This is a genomic window from Desulfomonilaceae bacterium (genome assembly GCA_041662605.1).
Classification (GTDB): Bacteria; Desulfobacterota; Desulfomonilia; order Desulfomonilales; family Desulfomonilaceae; genus CAJBEZ01.
Genome location: JBAZSD010000001.1, coordinates 1 through 19,031, shown reverse-complemented (window position 1 = coordinate 19,031; position 19,031 = coordinate 1). Strand labels below are relative to the sequence as shown.

Genomic DNA, 19,031 nt, shown 5'->3' with positions numbered 1-19,031 from the left:
CGTTTGAATGTTATTTCTAGCTGTCAGTTCTAATTGATTGACGGACTGTTTCGCAAGTTGCCATCATAGTAATATAATCTCTGAATTATTAATTGATCAAAATATTATCATCTTTCTCGTCGAGGAAATCCGGTGGTCCTTATTCTGGAGAAAATATAAATGCGCCATTTTTATAACAGCATTCGCTGGAGGATGATTTTTATCGTAACCTTAGGTTTAATCCCGTGTGTAGGCCTGACCTTATTTACCGCGATTGAACAACGCAGATCAATTTTGACCAAAGCCCATGAAAGGGCCTTCCAATCGGCCGGCAATTTCGTGAAAGTGTTCACTTTTACTATTGATGAGACAAGAAACATGTTGGCCGATCTGGCCCGGGACCCCAAAACCCAAGAAATGAGTCCAGCCTTATGTTCACGAAATTTCGTCCCAAGCTTTTTCAAACACGTCTTAACTATGTATGAGAATATAGGCCTATTAGACTCAAAAGGTAAACTGGTTTGTAGTGTTATCCCTATTCCTGACTCTGACGTACTTTCGAGTCGACCATGTTTCCAAGAAGCAATGAAAACTGGAGAATTTTCAATCGGGACGGCCGAAACCGGACCATCGAGTCCAAGAGGCGCCATCACCATGGTATACCCGGTGTTAGGCCCTGCGGGTGAAATTCGTGGAGCGCTCTTCGCCTCGTTTGATATTAGTTGGTTCAATATCATTGCCGCAAACGCAGGGATTCCCGAGGATTCCACTCTGACAGCGATAGATTCCACAGGGACAATCCTTGCCCGCAGCGCCAATCCTGGAAAATGGGTTGGACATTCGGCTCCGGACGCTGAAATTGTAAACAAAATCTTCAAGGAAAATAAAGGAACAACAGAAGCGGTTGGGATAGATGGCACAAAGAAGATTTACGGATTTACGCGAGTAGAAGGTTTTTCGAAAGGAGTCTACGTCTATGTAGGTATTCCAAAGGAGACAGTGGTCGGAGCCGCCAATCGACTGGTATTTTTTGACGTCGTCTGGTTAGGAATAGCTTTGCTGGCGGCCTTTTTAGGGGTGTGGATTTTGACCCGTCTTTTGATCATGAGTCAAATGGATACTCTTGTTGACACGACAAACAAAATTGCTAGCGGCGACCTCAGAGTTCGTACAGGTTTGGACGATAGCGCAGGTGAGTTGGGTATACTTGGTAGGGCTTTTGATAAAATGGCTATTGCGTTGGAAGAAAGGGAGATCGAACGCAAAAAGTCCCATGATGATCTCCAGAAAGAAAAACATTTCTCGGATGAAGTCATCAATAGTTTGCCCGGGGTTTTTTATCTTTTTGATTCACGAGGTAGGGTGCTCAGGTGGAACAAAAACGCTGAACTTGTTACTGGTTATTCGTCTGAAGAAATCTCCAGAATGCGCTCGCTGGATTTTATCCTGGAAAACGACAAAAATGGCCTGAAGAATGGTTTCGAAGAAGTTTTTAGCAAGGGTGAAACAGCGATGGAAGCTCATTATCTCACAAAACAAGGGGCTGCCATCCCATATTATTTCACGGGAAGAAAAATTGAGATCGGCAATACTCAATGTGTGCTGGGAGTGGGCATCGATATCTCGGAGAGGCAGAAAGCAGAGAAGGCGTTAGAAGATAGCGAAAAGCTACTGAAAACAATCCTGGCCACATCACCGGTTGGCATACATTTGGCGGAGAACCGGATCATAAAATGGGCCAACGAGTCATGGGCCACGATGTTCGGCTTTGAACAGGAACTCGAATATGTAGGGCAAAGCGCGCGGATTCTGTATCAATCGGAGGACGAGTTTGAGCGTGTTGGGCAGGCGCTGTATCAATACCTTGGACCGGGGAAAGTTACTGAAATTGACGCAAAATTACGGAGAAGAGATGGTTCTGACTTCGATGGTGTAATACGGATCACGCATTTAAACCCCTCAGAACCCGAGAATGATACGATCGTCGCGGTTGTGACCGACATATCTCAGAGGATACAAAATGAGCAGGCCTTAAGAGAAAGTGAAGAGCGATATCGTAATTTAATAGACACCATGACGGAAGGTTTGGGGTTAATAGATGACAAGGGAATTTTTGAATACGTAAACAAGAGGTCGGTTGAGATGCTCGGTTATAGGGAGGATGAACTTATTGGTCATCGTGTAGATGAGTTTCTTGAAAAATCCAGCATGAAAACTTTTTTAGAGCAGATGTCTCAGCGGACAAAGACGCCTTCACGATCTTATGAATTTGAGTGGAGGCGCAAGGACGGTACAATTTTACACACTCTTGTAACCTCAATATCAATTTGGAATGTCGATGGCTCATTAAAAGGGAGCCTAGCGACAGCCACGGACATTACTGACCGGAAGAAGTACGAGCAGCAACTAGAGGATTCCGAAAAAAAAATGAGGCTCTTGATTGAACAGGCGCCGATAGGTGTCGGGATCTTTCAAAAAGAAAAATATGTTTACGCGAATCCAGAGCTTATGGCCATCTTTAACTGTGAGAGTCAGGATGAAATAGTAGGGAAAGCGCTCTCTGAGTTTGTCGCTCCGGGGCATCAGCGGCTTTTCAAAGAACGATACAAGAGATTTATGCTGGGCAAGCCTATGCGCACTTCATACCAATTAGAAGGATTCAAAAAGACCGGCGCTTTGTTCGACATGGTTTTGTGGCCTAAGAAGATAGATTACGAAGGAGAACCGGCAATTCTGGCATTTATTATGGACGTCACAGAAACCAAGAATCTTAGGGCTCAGCTAATGCAAGCGCAAAAGATGGAAGCTATAGGCACATTGGCCGGTGGTATCGCACATGATTTTAATAACCTCCTTCAGGTGGTGATCGGGTATTCCGAATTGATTATGATGGATCCACAAATATCGGATAAACTTAGGAAAAATGTTAAATCCATCAATAAGGTGGCGACTAACGGTGCTGACCTTGTAAAGAGCCTGCTGACTTTCAGCCGGAAGACTGAAACCAAACCGAAGCCGATTAATCTGAATCAGGAAATCGTACAGATCAAGAAGTTGCTGGATCGTACAATTCCGAAGATGATTGAGATTGACCTTAATCTTCAAGAAGAAGTCAGCTTGATCAACGCCGATAGTTCTCAGATCGAGCAGGTGGTAATGAACCTCGCCGTCAATGCGAGGGACGCCATGCCGGAGGGAGGCAGGCTAATACTTGAGACTGAAAATGTAATTCTTGACGCCGCATATTGCGCTGTTCATCTTGACGCCGCGCCGGGTCCTCATGTTTTACTCTCCGTATCCGATACCGGCCAGGGCATGGACAAGAAAACAATGGAACGTATCTTCGAACCATTTTTCACGACCAAGGCGCTAGGCAAAGGGACTGGCCTGGGTCTGGCGATGGTCTACGGTTTGGTGAAACAGCATGAGGGGAGCATTATTTGTTACAGCGAACCGGAAATAGGAACTACTTTCAAGATCTATTTTCCATCTTTTTTGCCGCAAAATGATTCAGATGAATCGAAGATTTCCCAAAGTTCTATTGGCGGAACCGAGACAATCATGCTGGTTGATGACGAGGAAAATGTACGAGATGTGGGAAAGGATCTCCTGGAGGGAGCTGGATACACGGTAATCACGGCGTCCAGTGGAAAGGAAGCCCTGAAATTGTACCAGGATAAGCGTTCCAGTATTTCTCTAATCATCCTGGATCTGATAATGCCCGAAATGGGAGGAAAGGAGTGCTTGGAAGGGCTCCTCAGGATTGATTCAAGCGTTAAAGCCTTAATCTGTAGCGGATATTCCGCGAATGGCGCTGCAAAGGAAGCGGTGGCGGCTGGAGCGAAAGGATTTGTTAGCAAACCATATAACTTAAATGAAATGCTCGCTCAAATCCGAAGAATTCTTGATCCTAAAGAATCCTCATAATTCCCTAAGTGAATAAAGTGGAGGAGAATCAATTGCTTCGACGCCCCATCGTCAGTTACGTCTTTCCATTTGTTTGTGATGCTCGATCCATACCTTCCTTTCCGGAAAATTTCTAAATTATAACCAAGAAATTTATCGGAACCTTCTCTATTGATCATGGTCTCTATGCCATAGGAAATAAAATCTATTTAGGAGAAAAGGAGTGTATGGCATGGATTCTATTATTGATTCTCTGATAGATCTCATAAATGCCGCACAGAGAATTTCCGATGGCGGTTTCGAGGTTCAAGCGTTCCTGACGTGGAAAACCGTAGCATTTATTACGCTTTTCGGTCTGCTCGGACCATTCAATTATTACACGAGAAATTTTGGCCGTTTCACGACTGAAGCAAGTCGCAATGGATTACTTGCGGGAAAAGGGATTCTAGTGGCGGTAATGGAACAGCTATCAAAGCGAGGATTTACAGCGCCGGCGTTGCAAGCGGTCCCGGAAATATGTGAAACAGGGTCCGACTGCGTGCCGTGGGTTGATAGACATAAGAAATGGCGTTCTCTGGCTTTCCTGAAACAAGTTCAGACGAATGATTGACCCGAACCATGAAACTTTCAGGCTTGCGGTTTGATTGACGTCAGTTCAAGCGCCGCAAGTCTCATCAGAACATCTTTCCGATTTAGCCCACGACAAGACTTACCCCGACGTCATAACATTGATTCCCAGCGTTCTTTCTGGTAGCATCTAACCATTCTAAAAATAATTCCCGGCTCGAAATGCGTTTTGATAGGGGCTTAAAGACTCGTTAAAGAGGTCGAGACATGAAAAAGGCCGGTTTCAAGATACGTCGAAAGATCATCCTAGCCTTTCTTTTCTGCTTTCTATCAGTATTGTTGTTTGCAATTTTCAGTTTTCAGTCACATAGGGAAATCGGAAAAAGGCTCAAACTAGTTGAAGTTGCCGATGACCTGGTAAATAACCTTCTGGAAGTTCGACGTTTCGAAAAAAATTTCTTTCTTTACAAACATCCGGCAAGCCTGAACGAAGCCCTGGCTCATGTAGACAAAGTTGAAGCCCTCTATCTAAGACATGAATCTGCGATCCTGAATCTGTCCAAAGATGACAAAGAACCCGTATTTTATCAAACCCTCGTCTGTTACAAAGAAACACTGTCAGAGTTACAGTCGATAATATCCAACGAAAATAACAAAATAGATCAGTTAGATTTTTCGGTGACTGAGGAGTCACTTAGGTTGATAGCGCAATCTCTACTGGATGTGAGTGGAAATTGGGCCAAGGAAGAAAGAGACAGGATTGAAAGCCTTTTCCGGCAGGCTCTCTATTTGTTTATAGCTTCAATGGTTTTTTTTGTGGTTATCGGAATTCTGGTCGCTTTCTACATAGCCGTTCTGTTTACCACACCTTTGGTACAGATGCAGCAAGCAATGGAAAAGATAGCGGAAGGGGATTTCACTCCAATTCCCGAAGATCAGTGTCAATCCGAAGAGTTTACTCCCCTATTTAAGGCCTTTAACAGGATGATCAGTGAACTGGAGGAACGGCAGGAACAGCTAGTACAGGCCAGAAAGATTTCCGCTATAGGGACGTTTACATCCGGAATTGCTCACGAGCTTAACAACCCTGTTAATAATATTGTTTTGACCGCTGAGGCCCTCAAGGAAGATTTGGGAAGTATTGACGAGCAAGAGGCTCTTGGAATGATACAGGACATAATTATCCAATCGGAGAGAGCCTCAGAGATCATAAAAAATCTTCTGGATTTTTCGAGATCAGAGAAGCCGGAAATGATCACAACTTCAATTTCTTCGGTAATCATGGATACTCTGAAATTGGTGAAGAACCAGTTACTCCTTTCAGGAGTGGAGGAAAAAGTGGATGCGCCGGCGGATCTCCCCAGCGTTCGCGGAGATTATAAGAGCCTGCAGCAGGTTTTTTTGAATCTTTTTATAAATTCTATCCAAGCGATGCCTAATGGTGGGGTCCTGAGCGTAAAAGGCGAATCTCTTGAAAATGGTAAATTTGTAAGGATATCAGTGACTGATTCAGGAGAGGGAATAGACTCAGAAGACATTCACCACATTTTTGATCCATTTTTCACGACTAAAGAGGTTGGAAAAGGCACAGGACTTGGGCTTTCCGTGACATATGGCATTTTACAGAAACATGGTGGGACTATTGAAGCGCATAGCCATAAAGGAGCGGGCGCCACGTTCGTTGTCACTCTTCCCACCGAAAGCAAGTAGACTCATTTCAAGTGAGGCCGGAAACAACATGCGCGTCGCAATAATTGATGATGAAGAAATTGTCAGGATTCGGCTGCAAAAGGCTCTTGTCAAGGAGGGTTACACTGTCGAGACTTACGGGTCTGGAGAAGAATTTCTTAAGAGCCTGGAGCACTCTCCGGTAGATTTGGCGTTTTTGGATATCTCTCTGCCGGGGATGAGTGGTATCGAGGTCCTAAAAAAAGCCAAGCCACGATTTCCCGAAATGGACATAATCCTTATAACCGGTTACTCGTCGATAGAATCGGTAATTGACTCAGTAAAACTGGGGGCTTTTTATTATGTGGCTAAACCACTTAAGCTCGATGAAATAAGACACCTCGCCTCCAAAGTTCGCGACCAGAAACGACTGATCGAAGAAAACCGCTCACTAAAATCATTTATTAGTCCCCTAGACTCCTTGGGAGCGATGATAGGTGTCAGTCCCGGGATGAAAGAAGTTTTCCGATTGGTCGAAAAGGTGGCGCCCCTGGACTGCAATGTTCTGATACAAGGGGAGAGTGGAACAGGGAAAGAACTCGTCGCCAGATCAATTCATCGTCAAAGTCGACGCAAGGAAAGAGCGTTTGTGGCTTTCAACTGTGGGGGATTCACGGAAGAACTGATAGCGAGCGAACTTTTCGGGTATCAGAGGGGAGCCTTTACAGGAGCTACCGCCACCAAAATAGGCATTTTGGAAACAGCGTCCGGCGGAACCGCTTTTATGGATGAAATAGCGGATATGCCCATCTCAATGCAGGGCAAGCTTTTACGTGTTATCCAGGAAAAACAGATAATGCGTGTGGGGGCTAACAGGCCCATCCAGTTGGATCTTCGATTCATTGCGGCGACGAACAAAGATCTCAAAAAGGCTGTCCAAGAAGGAAGATTTCGAGAAGATTTGTATTTCAGGTTGAATGTGGTTCAAATCAATCTTCCCGGCCTTATGGATCGAAAAGAAGATATCCCAGTGCTGATCGATTTTTTTACCAAGAAGTATGTGACCAAATTCTCCAAGAAAATTTCAGGAATCGATCGATCCGCTAGAGAAATCCTTCTCGGTTATACATATCCAGGCAATGTGAGAGAACTGGAAAACATAATAGAACGAGCGGTAGCCCTTGCCGAAGGGGAATCCATTACTTTGCATGATCTCCCCCCGGATTTGCGGGAGTACTCGGTCACACAATACGGGAAATGGCTAACATCTGAAGAACATGAACGGGATTACATCCGTCGTGTGCTGCGGTTCACAGATCATAATTTAGGTAAGGCTGCGACAATACTAAAACTTCCTCGCACAACTCTCTGGAGAAAATTGAAAAAGTACGGCCTTTCGCGATGACTAATTCATTCTGAAACATCTCTATCCTTCTTTATTCTTGCCACGTTTTGCGTACAACATCCTATTTCCTTTTCATTCTGAAACACGCTTATTCTAGGGCGGAAACCTCCTAAATCAATATCTTACTGATTTAATTCATTTATCAAGTTTGGCCTTGTTTTTGCTCTATTAAAGGAGAATTAAAGAGGAGAGATCTTCCATGGGTAAGAAAGTTCTTGCCGCAGTTGACCTAAATTTGATTACCGATTCATCCGCCTTGTATAGCATTCAGTTGGCAGCAAGAATACAAGGGGCAATCGTCTTGATCGTCGTTTCGACTCCAATACGGGGTAAACGACATGGGCGGTCCATAGTCTCGGTCAGCGACATCGACGATAGTCTAAATGGTTGGTTAGACAAGCTTGTCGAACAAAGTCAACAGGCAGGGGTCACGATGGAGATTTTCTTCGCGTCAGGAAATTTCTTTGAGGAGATCACACGATTCGCCTCTTTTAACCCTTCTGTTCAGTTCATAGTAATGGCTGGCCCGGAGGAACCCAATTTAGCCGAGAATTCCGTCTTCGGTCAGGAATTGAAGGTTCTTCGAGAACGATTTGAAGGCGAAATTCTTCTGGTGCAAAAGGCTGGGCAAGTTACTCGAGTGCCCGATTTACGTTTGAGGGACCCATCGAGGGAGATCTGATCATGAGTTGGAGTATTTATCTGCCGATAGCCGGCGCGAGCGTAAACATTTTTTTGTTACTCGGTCTCGGGGGAGCGGTAGGTTTCCTTTCCGGACTCTTTGGAGTTGGAGGTGGTTTCTTAATGACCCCGCTACTCATTATGGCCGGTATCCCACCTCTCGTGGCTGCAGCGTCTGATTCAAATCAGATCGTCGCCGCATCAACGTCCGCTACTTACGCCCACTACCGAATGGGCAATGTGGATTTCAAGATGGGGGCGTTGCTATTAATTGGCGGTGTTCTGGGAGGTGGCCTTGGGGTTCAACTGATCAAGGTCCTGCGCAGCATGGGAAACGCGGACTTTGTCATCAAAATTACATATGTGGTCATGCTAGGCGTGGTAGGCTCCTATATGTTTATGGAGAGTCTTCAGAGTCTGCGTAAGGCTTCGATGGTGGCAAGAAAAGTCGAGACTTCAAAACCATCACTTTATGTGCGGACTGTACAATCGCTTCCGTTTCAAATGAAGTTCCCTAAATCCGGTGTAACACTATCAATTTTTTTGCCGATCATACTTGGGATATTTGTAGGTATCCTGGCTGCCATAATGGGTGTAGGTGGCGGCTTCATAATGGTTCCGGTCATGGTTTACATGCTCCGAATGCCAATGCATGTCGTTGTAGGCACAAGCCTTTTTCAGATCCTCTTTACATGTGTAAATGTGACGGTTTTGCAGGCGGTTGAGAACCATACTGTTGACATGATACTCGCCATAATCCTTTTGTTAGGTTCAACGGTAGGGGCTCAATTCGGGGCACGCTTAAGCAGGAGGCTCAAAGGTGACCAGTTGAAAATAATCCTGGCTTCAGTCGTTTTGCTTGTGATGGTCCAAATGCTTGTTGGACTGATCCTTGCGCCTTCAGTGATGCTCGCCTATAAGGGAGGACACTAATGAATAAAATTAATGGTGTCCGGATCGGTTTAGTTTTCATCCTGGCCTGCTTATTAACAAATCTGGTTGTCCCGACAGCCTTTGCGGCTTCGAGAGACCTTAGACTTACCCCATCCGAAATTCATATCAGGGAAACCTTTCAGGGCGCTCCCATGTCTATTACTGCGACCGTACCCCCTCAAAGTCTTTCCATTATTGAGATCAAGGGAGAATCCCATAAACAGGAACTGCTGCGAAAAGGGCGTAGGGGCGGTCTCTGGATGAATGTTGGAGAGGTCGAAGTTCAGGCGGCCCCCTCAATGTATTTAATGCTAACCAACGAATCCGGGGCTATTCTAAAGAAGGATCTTGGCGCCAATTTTGGTTACGCCGCATTGAAGAAGATTATCCTCTTCTCAGGAAAATTACCAAAGGTTGGAGCCGACGTTCTGTTCGAACAATTCCTGCAACTCAAAGAGAGTGAAGGTCTCTACGGAATTTTTCCTGGGGCGATCAAAGTTAAAGAGACCAACAGTGAAGGCGAAAAAATTGAAGGCAATATCAACCTTCCCAGCAATATTGCTCCGGGAACGTACCAGGTAGTGCTTTCCGTGATGAAGGACGAGAAACTCTTGGAACAGGAAATCACAGAGTTTACAGTAGAAATGAAAGGCTTGCCAAAGCTGTTGTTCTCTTTGGCCTTTGAACACGCTTTGCTTTATGGTTCATTAGCCGTAATCATAGCTATCGTAAGTGGATTTATTATGGGTTTTGTTTTTGGGGGCAAGGGCGCGCATTAGAAATTTCGTAACCTTTTGGGATTAATAAGCGAGCGCTTGCCGAGGCGAAGGAGCTGTCTCAAGTGTGGTCTCGATTAAAAAAAACAATTCAGAGACTGGTTTCTCGAAAACGTGAGAGAGTAGCTTTTCAGCAGGTGTTCGAGCAGTTCCAGGTTTTACTCCAGAACCACCAGAAAGCAATGGAGCTAATAGCTGACCTAGGAGAAAAATCGGGTGGTGATTACATATTTGACAGAAAATACTTGGTCGATTCTATAGCTGAACTACAGGACTTGCTTCTGAGAATGGTAAAAGGTCTTAATCTCATTTCATCAGATCGATACTACGAGCTATATCCAACGCTTGATAGAGTCTTTTTTCCCATTGAGATGGAACTCAGGGGCCGTCTTGCGCTGTCGAACGCTCCTTATGTCGTGTCCCTTACAGACATGCCACTGGATACGCCCGAACTGACCGGCGGGAAGGCAAACGCTCTGGGCGAGATCATGCACAAGCTGGGAATTCCTGCCCCGTCCGGATTTGTTATCACTAACCGAGCGTATAATCGGTTCATAGATTATAACGACCTTGAAGACCGGATTCATTCCTGGCTTGAACTTTGGGTATCCGGCAAGGAGACATTGGAAAAGGCTTCCGGTCAGATCAGATACAGCATACTGGCGGGTATTGTACCGCAGGACGTCTCCCGACAGATAAAGACCCAGACAAAAACTGATAATGTATACTGGGCTATACGCAGCAGCGCATATGGCGAAGACGGAGATGTGTCATTCGCCGGTTTGCATGAAAGCATTCTGAATGCCCCAGCGTCCCAGGTTCTCGACGCATACAAAAAGGTTATGGCTAGTCTTTATTCCCCCGAGGCCCTTATTTACAGGCGACAGATGGGCATGATCGGTGAAGAAGCGGCAATGGCGGCGCTCTGTCAGGAGATGATCGATAGCCGGGCCAGCGGCGTCATTCAAACATTATCTCTGGAATCCGGACAACCCGATTGCCTTGCAATTTACGCGGCGTTTGGGTTAGGTCGGACGGTAGTAGAGGGGCGGGATTCGTCCGACCTCTATGTTGTCGAAAGGGCCCATCCTCACAAAGTTGTGTTGGAACGAATCGCAAATAAGGAGTCATTTATAAAGGCAGCGTCACGAGGAGGCGAAGAAGAAGCAACGTTACCCAAGAACATACGTAGTGAATCTTCGATTTCTGAATCCACGGTAGACGCCTTGGCCAAATGGGCTATGGCTCTGGAAAGGTACTTCAAGCGTCCCCAGGAAATAGAATGGGCGATAGATTCGGAAGATCAGATCTGGATTCTTCAGTGTCGAAGATTGGCGATAAGCCCGGAAGATGCGGGAACGGACAAAAACATCAGGGAACGTTTTTCGACTTACCCTGTCTTGATCGAGAATGAAGGCGTTGTGGCTCATGCGGGTATAGGATCAGGCCCAGTCCATATAGTCAATATTCATGAAGATATGTCCACTTTTCCCGAAGGAGCGGTCCTTGTGACAAAATATACCGCCCCGTGGCTTGCTCAAATTGTCCCAAACGCCGCGGCTATTATAGCCGAACGTGGGTCTGCCGCCGGGCATCTTGCTACAATTGCCAGGGAGTTCAGGGTTCCCGCTCTCCTCGGAATCGACAAAGCCACTGAAATACTTAGAGACGACATGGAAATAACCCTGGACACCCACCATCGTACCGTCTACTCGGGCAAGGTTGACGAACTCATAAATTTTGAACGCGTCCAATCAATGGTTTTTGAGGAGTCACCAGAGTTTCGTTTGTTGAGAAGACTCCTCAAAAGAATCGCTTCATTGCACCTAATAGACCCTTATGCGCCAGATTTTACTCCAAGTGGTTGTGTGTCGGTTCATGACATGATCCGTTTTATTCATGAGAAGTCCGTCCAGGAGTTGATGGAGATTCCAGGAGCGCTTCCCCGTTTTAAAGGAGCTAAGGTCTGGACCTTGGAATCGGATGTTCCCCTGAACCTGAGGATATTGGATTTAGGCGGCGGGATTGATCCCGAACTGGCGGGAAACAAAGTCAAAATTGAATCAGTTCGCTCATTACCTCTGATGGCTCTTTGGCAGGGCGTTTGCCACCCGGATACATGGAGCACCCATCCGGTCGCAGTTGATTTCAAAGGTTTAATGTCGAGCCTCACGAGGAATTGGGACGCTGCTGGTGGTGGAGTAGCGAATGCAGGGTTCAACCTTGCTGTAGTTACTGAACTTTATATGAATCTTCATTTAAGGCTTGGATATCATTTCAATCTGATCGACGCTACCATGTATGACGAGGCCCAACGAAATCACATTTATTTCAGGTTTGTAGGAGGAGTCACTGATCTGACACGCCGGTCGCGCAGAGCGCAAGTGTTGTCTCAAATACTATCGAATTATCTCTTCAATGTTGTAGTTAAAGGAGACCTCGTGGTCGCTCGACTGATGGATCTTCCAAAAGAGGAGATCCAAAGCCGCCTGCAGGTTATAGGGGCCTTGATTGGTTTTAGTAGACAACTGGATATACAGTTAAGAAGTGATCAGGACGTTGATCAGTTTGTCGAACAGTTTTTTGACCGGTATGCGAATCTCGCGAGATCCTTGCCGGCGGGAGGAGAAAATGAGCAAATTAAAAATTATGGTTTTGGACGATGAGCCGATCGTTTGCAAACGATTAAAACCTGCTCTTGAGAAGCAGGGTTACGAGGTTGATACCTTCACCCAAAGTTCGGACGCGATGGAACGAATCAAGGATATTAATTATGACATTATTATCACTGACTTGAAAATGAAGGGTGTAGACGGTATGCAGCTTCTGACCGAAGCCAAACAACGGTCGCCCAAAACGGAGGTTATTGTAATTACAGGCTTTGCGACAATGGAAACGGCGAAGGAATCATTTCACAAGGGTGTTTTTGATTTCATTGCCAAACCGTTCAAGCTGAGTGAAATTCAAGACGTAGTAACCCGAGCGGAAGCCAAAATCCGAGGTGAGTAGTCCGAGGGTCCTATACAGCAGAGAACCCCTCCGAACTAACAGCCTCTTATCCCATAAGGGAGGACCAAGACGTGATTAAGACTTTGGTGTCAATTGAAGTGGATCTGGCTTCCAGCCTTGCTATCCGCTTTGCGTGTCAACTTGGAGGATCCATTGATGTAGAAATTCATCCGGTTTATGTCAAAGAATCTCTTTCCCATGATTCTTTTCGAGGCGCAGGGTGGGCTAGCAGAACCTGGCAACGCGAGATGATTGAAAGGGGAAAAGAAGAGATATCCAAGATGATAGCCCCGGAGATGGATTTTTGTCCAAAACTGTCTGACCCTAGGGTAATATATGGAGACCGCCATTCGGAAGTCAGCAAAGTAGCACAGGAAGGCCAGTTTGATCTATATGTCGAGGGCGTGGATTTTCTATGGAACCATGCGGAACTTTACAAGTTGGCGCACACTAAGTTTTATCAACGGCTGACGTGTCCCCTAATCCTTGTTCAGTCCTTGAGAAAAATGAAAAATGTTTTGCTGCTGTGTCTAGACATTCCAGGGACGGAAGCTTTAACAAGAACGTTTGAGAAAATCTGGAAGGGATCGTCAGTTCCTCTGGTTTTGGCATATCCCGAGCATCATGGATCCGGGCCTCATGAACCTGACCTCAAAGAGAAGGTTCTCGAATCGACCGGCATTTTGGAACAGGTTGGCTGCACAGTTGAACAGAAACCGCTGGACCCTGAAGTTGTTTCCAAACCGAAGGAAGATGATTTAAAAGACTGTGGTTTAGTAGCAATAGGATTAGACAGAGCAGTCCGAAAAGACAGTGTTGAGCTGGAATGGCTCAGTTTAGTCAATACGGCCTCTCTGATAGCATTTTACTGAGGGCTCAAGGAGAGAGAAGCGCCATGAGAATTCTATTTGCCGGAGACGAACATCCGTATAGCGAATACGCTCTTAAAGAAACGATCAAACTGGCTATGAACACCTGGGCGGACGTGACTCTACTAGGGGTAAGTCACGGCGCTACAGCCAGGGATTCAATCAAAGTTCATGATTCAACGGTTGAGACCTCCATTAGCAAGGCGTTGAGAGAGTATCGAGATGTGTTCCTGAATAGTTGGACCCGTGAAGACTCTCCCTATGAGCTTGGGGAGGGAAAGTACGAATGGATACCCGTAAAAAATGGGGTTATGGAAGAGATGAAAATCCTTGCCGGCCGAAAAAAGGATTTTAGAGTTCGACTGAGGACAGGAACTCCGGCGCGAGAGATTTTATCAGAATCCCAGGATGACGGCAGTGATCTCATAGTGCTCGGCTGCGCAAAAGGCGATAAATGCGAATGGGCCAATTCCGTTGCTGCTCCTCAACAGGTGGTGGACGACGCTGATTGCTCGGTGCTGCTCGTCAAGGAACAGCAACCGGTTACCAGGATTGTGGCCTGCCTTGATCAGGGTTATATAAGTCAGGAATCGCTTGAGATTATTAATCAAATGATCACAATTCACGGGGCGTGTCTGGAGCTTATAGGCTTGAGCCAAAATGGTGACATGGAAAAGTCCGTTTATACCAGACTGATTGAAATCGGTGATTATTACAGCGATCGACAAGTCGAGATCAGCACTCGCTTGATGGATATCTCAGATTTTGAGCGAGTAATAGCGCAAGAGATCAAACAAGACCTTCTTGCCTTATGGTTGGGTAAAAAGTCGCTTCTCAACCGTTTTTTCTCACGCGGTTGGGTAGGACGTTTTGTCAGCAAGTGTCCGACATCCGTTTTGGTGATGAGATAGTTTGTAAGGCAAGAAATTTAACATTCGACGGTAATAAAGCAGTCGAGACCCCTGAACCCGGTCTTGCCAAGGGAGGATTGACAATGAAAGTCTTAGTGGCTGTAGATAAGAACCCCGAGACTTATACAGGTCTGGAGTTTACATGCCATTTGCTTGAGAATCGGAATGCTGTAGTGGACGCTATACATGTAAAACCTGATCTGGCCGAAATAGCGGCTGAAAGCTATGCCCCTTTCCTATCAAAAGATGGATTGGAAGGGGCAATCAAGGCAGATGTGCAGGAAGTTGAAAGGCAGTTCGATGTCGCCTGTCAGACCTGTATTAAGGCGAAGATCCCTTGTCAACTCGAAGTCCTCGAAGGTGATCCCGCAGACGAAATACTTAATACTGCCAAGTCGGATGGGTACGACATGATTGTCCTTGGTTCTCATGAACAATCATCGCTTCGAGGCTTACTTTTGGGGGCTGTTCATGCCAAGATCCTGCATAACGCTGAACAACCTGTTCTTATTGTTCGTCAGTTTCGTGAGATTCATAGAGTCCTGATAGTGTACAGGGGCTCAGAAACCGACCAGATGGCTCTGGAATTTACAGCGCCGTTATTGACAGGCAAAAACGCCGAGATTACGCTCTTGCATGTCCAGGAAACCGGACAGCATGAAAGTGATGAGTTTGCTCGACAATCCCTTCAGCAAGGCGCACAGATATTGAGGAAGTTCGATTTCGAGCCGATCACTAAAATGACCAAGGGCGATTTCGTGGAGCAAATCCTTAAGGATGTCGCGGTTCACAGATACGATCTCATAGTGCTCGGAGCGTACGGATACAGACGTCCCAAGTATCTCAAACTTATAAGTGATGAAGCTCTAAACCTGGCTCGCTTGACAACACGTCCTATACTTGTGTTTAGGGACAAGTCAACATTTTAGGTCATGGAATCTAGTAAGTCGGGGGAAAAGATCGGGAATCATAATTATCGAGCGAAAAACACCCAGATTGAAGGTGTTTCGAGAACAACCACACTGGATAAATCCGGAATTAAACTAGTCTGGAAAGACAAACAGGCCTCAACTGTCCGCGAAATAGCTGACTTCGAGTTAATCGAGCGTGTTGGCGTTCAACCTACCGAATCGGATCGGTCTGGAGATCCGGAAGTTGCTCCCGCCCCAAATTGGACCAACAAAATCATCCGGGGTGACAACAAACTCGTGATGAATTCATTGTTTTGTGGTCAACTTCACGATGAAATACAGGCTGTTGGAGGTATCAAGCTTGTATATATAGATCCCCCTTTTCTTGTTGGGGCTGATTACAACATTAATCTTCCCATAGGTGAAGACGGATCAGACAGACTCCAAGTTGTGGAGAGCTTAGCATACAGGGATACATGGCAAGCCGGTCCAGACGCATATCTAACAATGATGTACGATCGGATAGGACTCATAAAAGATATTCTGGCTGAAGACGGGAGTATTTGGGTTCATTGCGACTGTAAGGCCAACTTCATGATACGGTCTATCCTGGAAGAAATATTTGGCCCAGGCTCTTTCCGAAATGAGATCATCTGGTATTACACGAACAAAATACCCGACACCCGTAAGCGTCAATACACCAACTCCACCGACACAATATTTTATTACTCCAAATCATCCAGTAGCGTCTTCAACTGGCAATTTGACAAACGGGAAAAGCCGATCAAAGTTTCCCAAATGAAAAAGGTCAACGGCAAAAAGGTTTATCCAAAAGGCTCGGACGGCAAATGCGTTTACGTCACACGAGATCAAAGAACGGCGGACAATGTGTGGAAAATGCCCCTTTTACACGCTCATCCGGAGATGTGGGGATATCCCACTCAAAAGCCATTGGCGCTTCTGGAGCGAATAGTCCTCACGGGGTCAAACCCTGGGGACGTGATCGCTGATTTTTTCTGCGGTTCAGGTACAACACTCGAAGCCGCCCAAAAGCTTGGTCGAAAATGGATAGGGTGTGATCTGGGCAAGATAGCCGTCCACACATGTAGAAAACGAATGAGCGTCCTTGTCAAACAAGCCCTGAACAGTAATGTCACCATCACAGGCTTTGATGTGCTGGGAACCGTCAGGATAAAAGCGCCTGAAAAAACAACAAAGGTAGAACCTCATCCGGATGGTCCTCAACCAGATAGCGACGGTCAAGGATCAATGTTTGATTCTATCCAACCTCTGACTAGTGACATCATCAAACCGGAAACTGCTGGTCATTTTGAGGCCCGGGTTGACATCCTCAATTGTTCAGCCTGTGTAACTCTCACAGGTTTTAGTCCACCATGCCGTGAAATTCTCAAAGAACTTGTCGGGTCGGGGACAAGAATGAAATCATTAAGGGTGATAGAAGAAGATGGGAGCCTGTTCAGGGTATGGAGGAATCGGCAGGGCGAAGAACAAAAACACCTGTTGACGAAGAAATGGACTGACTGGATAGACTATTGGTCTGTTGACTTCCATTATGGCGTTGGTCTGAACGCAGGAGCAGCCGCGAAAGAATCACTACCGATTTTCCCGACTGTGATAACGAAAAAAATCTTTAATAGTCACTGGCAGGATTTTAGAACTCCCAAGAAAAGGTCGCTGGAACTGACCAGCTCTACCTGGAAATATGTCCGACCAGGAAAGCAAAGGATTGCAGTCAGAGTGATTGACATTTTCGGAAACGAGGCAGAGAAAGTCTTCGGTGTTGAGATTCCGTGAGGAGATATTTGCCCGAGTTCATAATGATGAATTAACTCAAGATCATCAACCACAATAATTTGTTTTCCGGCGTTTAATCTACGACTATGTTGGCAACAAATAGAAATGTCCGCTTTTACAGCAAATGAACTGTCCTCATTTGGAACTACGGGATAACAGCGGAAGGCGTAGCCTGAAGTTGTATCCCGTAGTATACGGCGACAGCCGTAATCTTTTAAGCCGCGTTTTGTGATTGTCCCTCCTTGAGTTTGCCTTTACTATCATAGTCAGCCAATTTACGAGGACCATGAAAAACAGCTAGTGATCCGTCAATATACTTGTGTACTCTTACTCGGGCTTTGACATAGTGGCATCTGTATTTGTCAGGCGGAATCTGAAGTTTCTTCCCCTCAAAACTAACACAGTTGTCCGGGTTAACTGTCCTTTCATATTGCTCACAAAGTATGTCATCGAGATCTGATCCGACCCATTGCATGAAAGCTGTTCCCTTCTCGGACGCTGTCCTCATGAATTCGGCGTTAAAAGCCGGCAAATATACCTCGGCCAAATACTGGTTGGCCTGTTCCATTGTAGTGATCCCGTTAGCCGCAAGTTCCCTGGGAAGACGGTCTTGATGTGTACGGAAGGCTCTTTCACTCCTTCCGCGAGCCTGGGGAGAATAAGAGGGAATCATCTGTATCGCAAGGCTTGCCATGGCCCGCCCAAACTGAGTAAGATTTGTCTTGCTCACTTTTCCACCCTCTTGAGGGGTATACCAGTAATGACTCCCCCGATCGGTATAAAGGGAACTGAATAGCCCCCGTTTACTGATCACATCCTTGACTCCCCTGAAACTACTGGCTGTTCCTTCTTCATAGACAAAAAACATCGAATAATGCTCGTTGGTCGCGTCATCCATCGTTACGACCAAGTCCCATTTCTTACCCTCGACCCATTGGTGATTACTTGCGTCCTGATGCAACATCATGCCCGGTATTGGCGCAGGTTCCCTACGTTTACGATGCTTGCCTTTTTTAGAAGCCTTATTAACCAGCCCATTGGACTGAAGTGTGTTTTTTACCCAGGTGTAGCTCCTCTGGCCTCCGTTACTTTTATACCGGGAATGGAAATGCGCTACGTTCCAGCCTTGATACCGCTTTTTATAGGTGTCACAAACCGCAAACAACTCGTCTACTGGAGCGCGACGAGAGGGAATCTGTGTCAAACGCTTGTCCAATAGGCCTTCAACGCCATTTTCCTCGAAACGATTGATTTGACGTCGAAATGTCCTGGCGCACACTCCAAGAACCATTGCGGCTTGTTCCTGTGTCAACCTCCGCGCTCTCCAGTCAGTGTAAACACTCTCGAACCTCATCTTCCGAATCTCCTGAAATAGCTCTGCCCGGCCCATCAGTCACCTCCATCGTGACCCACTTAACCGGACATATTATGTGCTATAATTCAGGACATTTTATTTGCTCCCAACACGTTTAATCTACCATGATCCTTCGCGAAAAAAAGTAAAAAACCTCGTTGTTCTTGATAAATCAAGATGATAGTATTCTTTTATCACAGAGAAACCATCACCAACGAGGTTAATTAATTATGTCACAAGGTCTTTT

General features: G+C 45.9%; 14 protein-coding genes. 13 read left to right on the top strand and 1 reads right to left on the bottom strand.

Annotated features, from left to right (window positions below):
- The first annotated feature begins 159 nt into the window (after positions 1-159).
- From WC647_00070 to WC647_00010, 13 genes are all read left to right on the top strand, one after another.
- Entirely contained in the window at positions 160-3,906 is a 3,747-nt protein-coding gene (locus WC647_00070; GenBank protein ID MFA6220685.1) for a PAS domain S-box protein, read from the top strand.
- A 211-nt stretch (positions 3,907-4,117) separates the two neighbouring features.
- The gene (locus WC647_00065; GenBank protein MFA6220684.1) at positions 4,118-4,495 is read left to right on the top strand and encodes a hypothetical protein; all 378 of its coding nucleotides are present in this window, start codon (positions 4,118-4,120) and stop codon (positions 4,493-4,495) included.
- A gap of 224 nt (positions 4,496-4,719) precedes the next feature.
- Entirely contained in the window at positions 4,720-6,162 is a 1,443-nt protein-coding gene (locus WC647_00060) for a HAMP domain-containing sensor histidine kinase (protein MFA6220683.1), read from the top strand.
- Between the two features lie 28 nt (positions 6,163-6,190).
- On the top strand, positions 6,191-7,525 hold the full coding sequence (locus tag WC647_00055) for a sigma-54 dependent transcriptional regulator (protein MFA6220682.1): 1,335 nt from the start codon (positions 6,191-6,193) through the stop codon (positions 7,523-7,525).
- Positions 7,526-7,724: 199 nt separating this feature from the next.
- Entirely contained in the window at positions 7,725-8,207 is a 483-nt protein-coding gene (locus WC647_00050) for a universal stress protein (GenBank protein MFA6220681.1), read from the top strand.
- Positions 8,208-8,209: 2 nt separating this feature from the next.
- Positions 8,210-9,139 carry a sulfite exporter TauE/SafE family protein gene (locus tag WC647_00045; GenBank protein ID MFA6220680.1) on the top strand — a complete coding sequence of 310 codons (930 nt, stop codon included), beginning with the start codon at positions 8,210-8,212 and terminating at the stop codon, positions 9,137-9,139.
- A complete protein-coding gene (locus WC647_00040) occupies positions 9,139-9,918 on the top strand; it encodes a TIGR02186 family protein (protein MFA6220679.1) in 780 nt (259 codons plus the stop codon). The genes WC647_00045 and WC647_00040 overlap by 1 nt, the downstream gene beginning before the upstream one ends.
- A 62-nt stretch (positions 9,919-9,980) precedes the next feature.
- A complete protein-coding gene (locus tag WC647_00035) occupies positions 9,981-12,581 on the top strand; it encodes a PEP/pyruvate-binding domain-containing protein (GenBank protein MFA6220678.1) in 2,601 nt (866 codons plus the stop codon).
- Positions 12,547-12,924, top strand: a complete 378-nt coding sequence (locus WC647_00030; protein MFA6220677.1) for a response regulator — start codon at positions 12,547-12,549, stop codon at positions 12,922-12,924. Before WC647_00035 ends, WC647_00030 begins: the two co-directional genes overlap by 35 nt.
- A 71-nt stretch (positions 12,925-12,995) precedes the next feature.
- Positions 12,996-13,796, top strand: a complete 801-nt coding sequence (locus tag WC647_00025; protein ID MFA6220676.1) for a hypothetical protein — start codon at positions 12,996-12,998, stop codon at positions 13,794-13,796.
- Positions 13,797-13,819: 23 nt separating this feature from the next.
- A complete protein-coding gene (locus WC647_00020; protein MFA6220675.1) occupies positions 13,820-14,704 on the top strand; it encodes a universal stress protein in 885 nt (294 codons plus the stop codon).
- Between the two features lie 83 nt (positions 14,705-14,787).
- A complete protein-coding gene (locus WC647_00015; protein MFA6220674.1) occupies positions 14,788-15,633 on the top strand; it encodes a universal stress protein in 846 nt (281 codons plus the stop codon).
- Positions 15,634-15,636: 3 nt separating this feature from the next.
- Entirely contained in the window at positions 15,637-17,430 is a 1,794-nt protein-coding gene (locus WC647_00010; protein MFA6220673.1) for a site-specific DNA-methyltransferase, read from the top strand.
- 214 nt (positions 17,431-17,644) lie between these two features.
- Here the strand turns inward: WC647_00010 and WC647_00005 are convergent, their stop codons facing one another.
- Entirely contained in the window at positions 17,645-18,820 is a 1,176-nt protein-coding gene (locus WC647_00005) for an ISNCY family transposase (GenBank protein ID MFA6220672.1), read from the bottom strand.
- Between the last annotated feature and the right edge of the window lie 211 nt (positions 18,821-19,031).

Coding starts and splice junctions, on each gene's coding strand:
- WC647_00050 (MFA6220681.1), top strand. CDS start 7,725: ATGGGTAAGAAAGTTCTTGCCGCAGTTGACCTAAATTTGATTACCGAT.
- WC647_00005 (MFA6220672.1), bottom strand. CDS start 18,820: ATGGGCCGGGCAGAGCTATTTCAGGAGATTCGGAAGATGAGGTTCGAG.
- WC647_00015 (MFA6220674.1), top strand. CDS start 14,788: ATGAAAGTCTTAGTGGCTGTAGATAAGAACCCCGAGACTTATACAGGT.
- WC647_00065 (MFA6220684.1), top strand. CDS start 4,118: ATGGATTCTATTATTGATTCTCTGATAGATCTCATAAATGCCGCACAG.
- WC647_00020 (MFA6220675.1), top strand. CDS start 13,820: ATGAGAATTCTATTTGCCGGAGACGAACATCCGTATAGCGAATACGCT.
- WC647_00010 (MFA6220673.1), top strand. CDS start 15,637: ATGGAATCTAGTAAGTCGGGGGAAAAGATCGGGAATCATAATTATCGA.
- WC647_00030 (MFA6220677.1), top strand. CDS start 12,547: ATGAGCAAATTAAAAATTATGGTTTTGGACGATGAGCCGATCGTTTGC.
- WC647_00045 (MFA6220680.1), top strand. CDS start 8,210: ATGAGTTGGAGTATTTATCTGCCGATAGCCGGCGCGAGCGTAAACATT.
- WC647_00040 (MFA6220679.1), top strand. CDS start 9,139: ATGAATAAAATTAATGGTGTCCGGATCGGTTTAGTTTTCATCCTGGCC.
- WC647_00055 (MFA6220682.1), top strand. CDS start 6,191: ATGCGCGTCGCAATAATTGATGATGAAGAAATTGTCAGGATTCGGCTG.
- WC647_00060 (MFA6220683.1), top strand. CDS start 4,720: ATGAAAAAGGCCGGTTTCAAGATACGTCGAAAGATCATCCTAGCCTTT.
- WC647_00070 (MFA6220685.1), top strand. CDS start 160: ATGCGCCATTTTTATAACAGCATTCGCTGGAGGATGATTTTTATCGTA.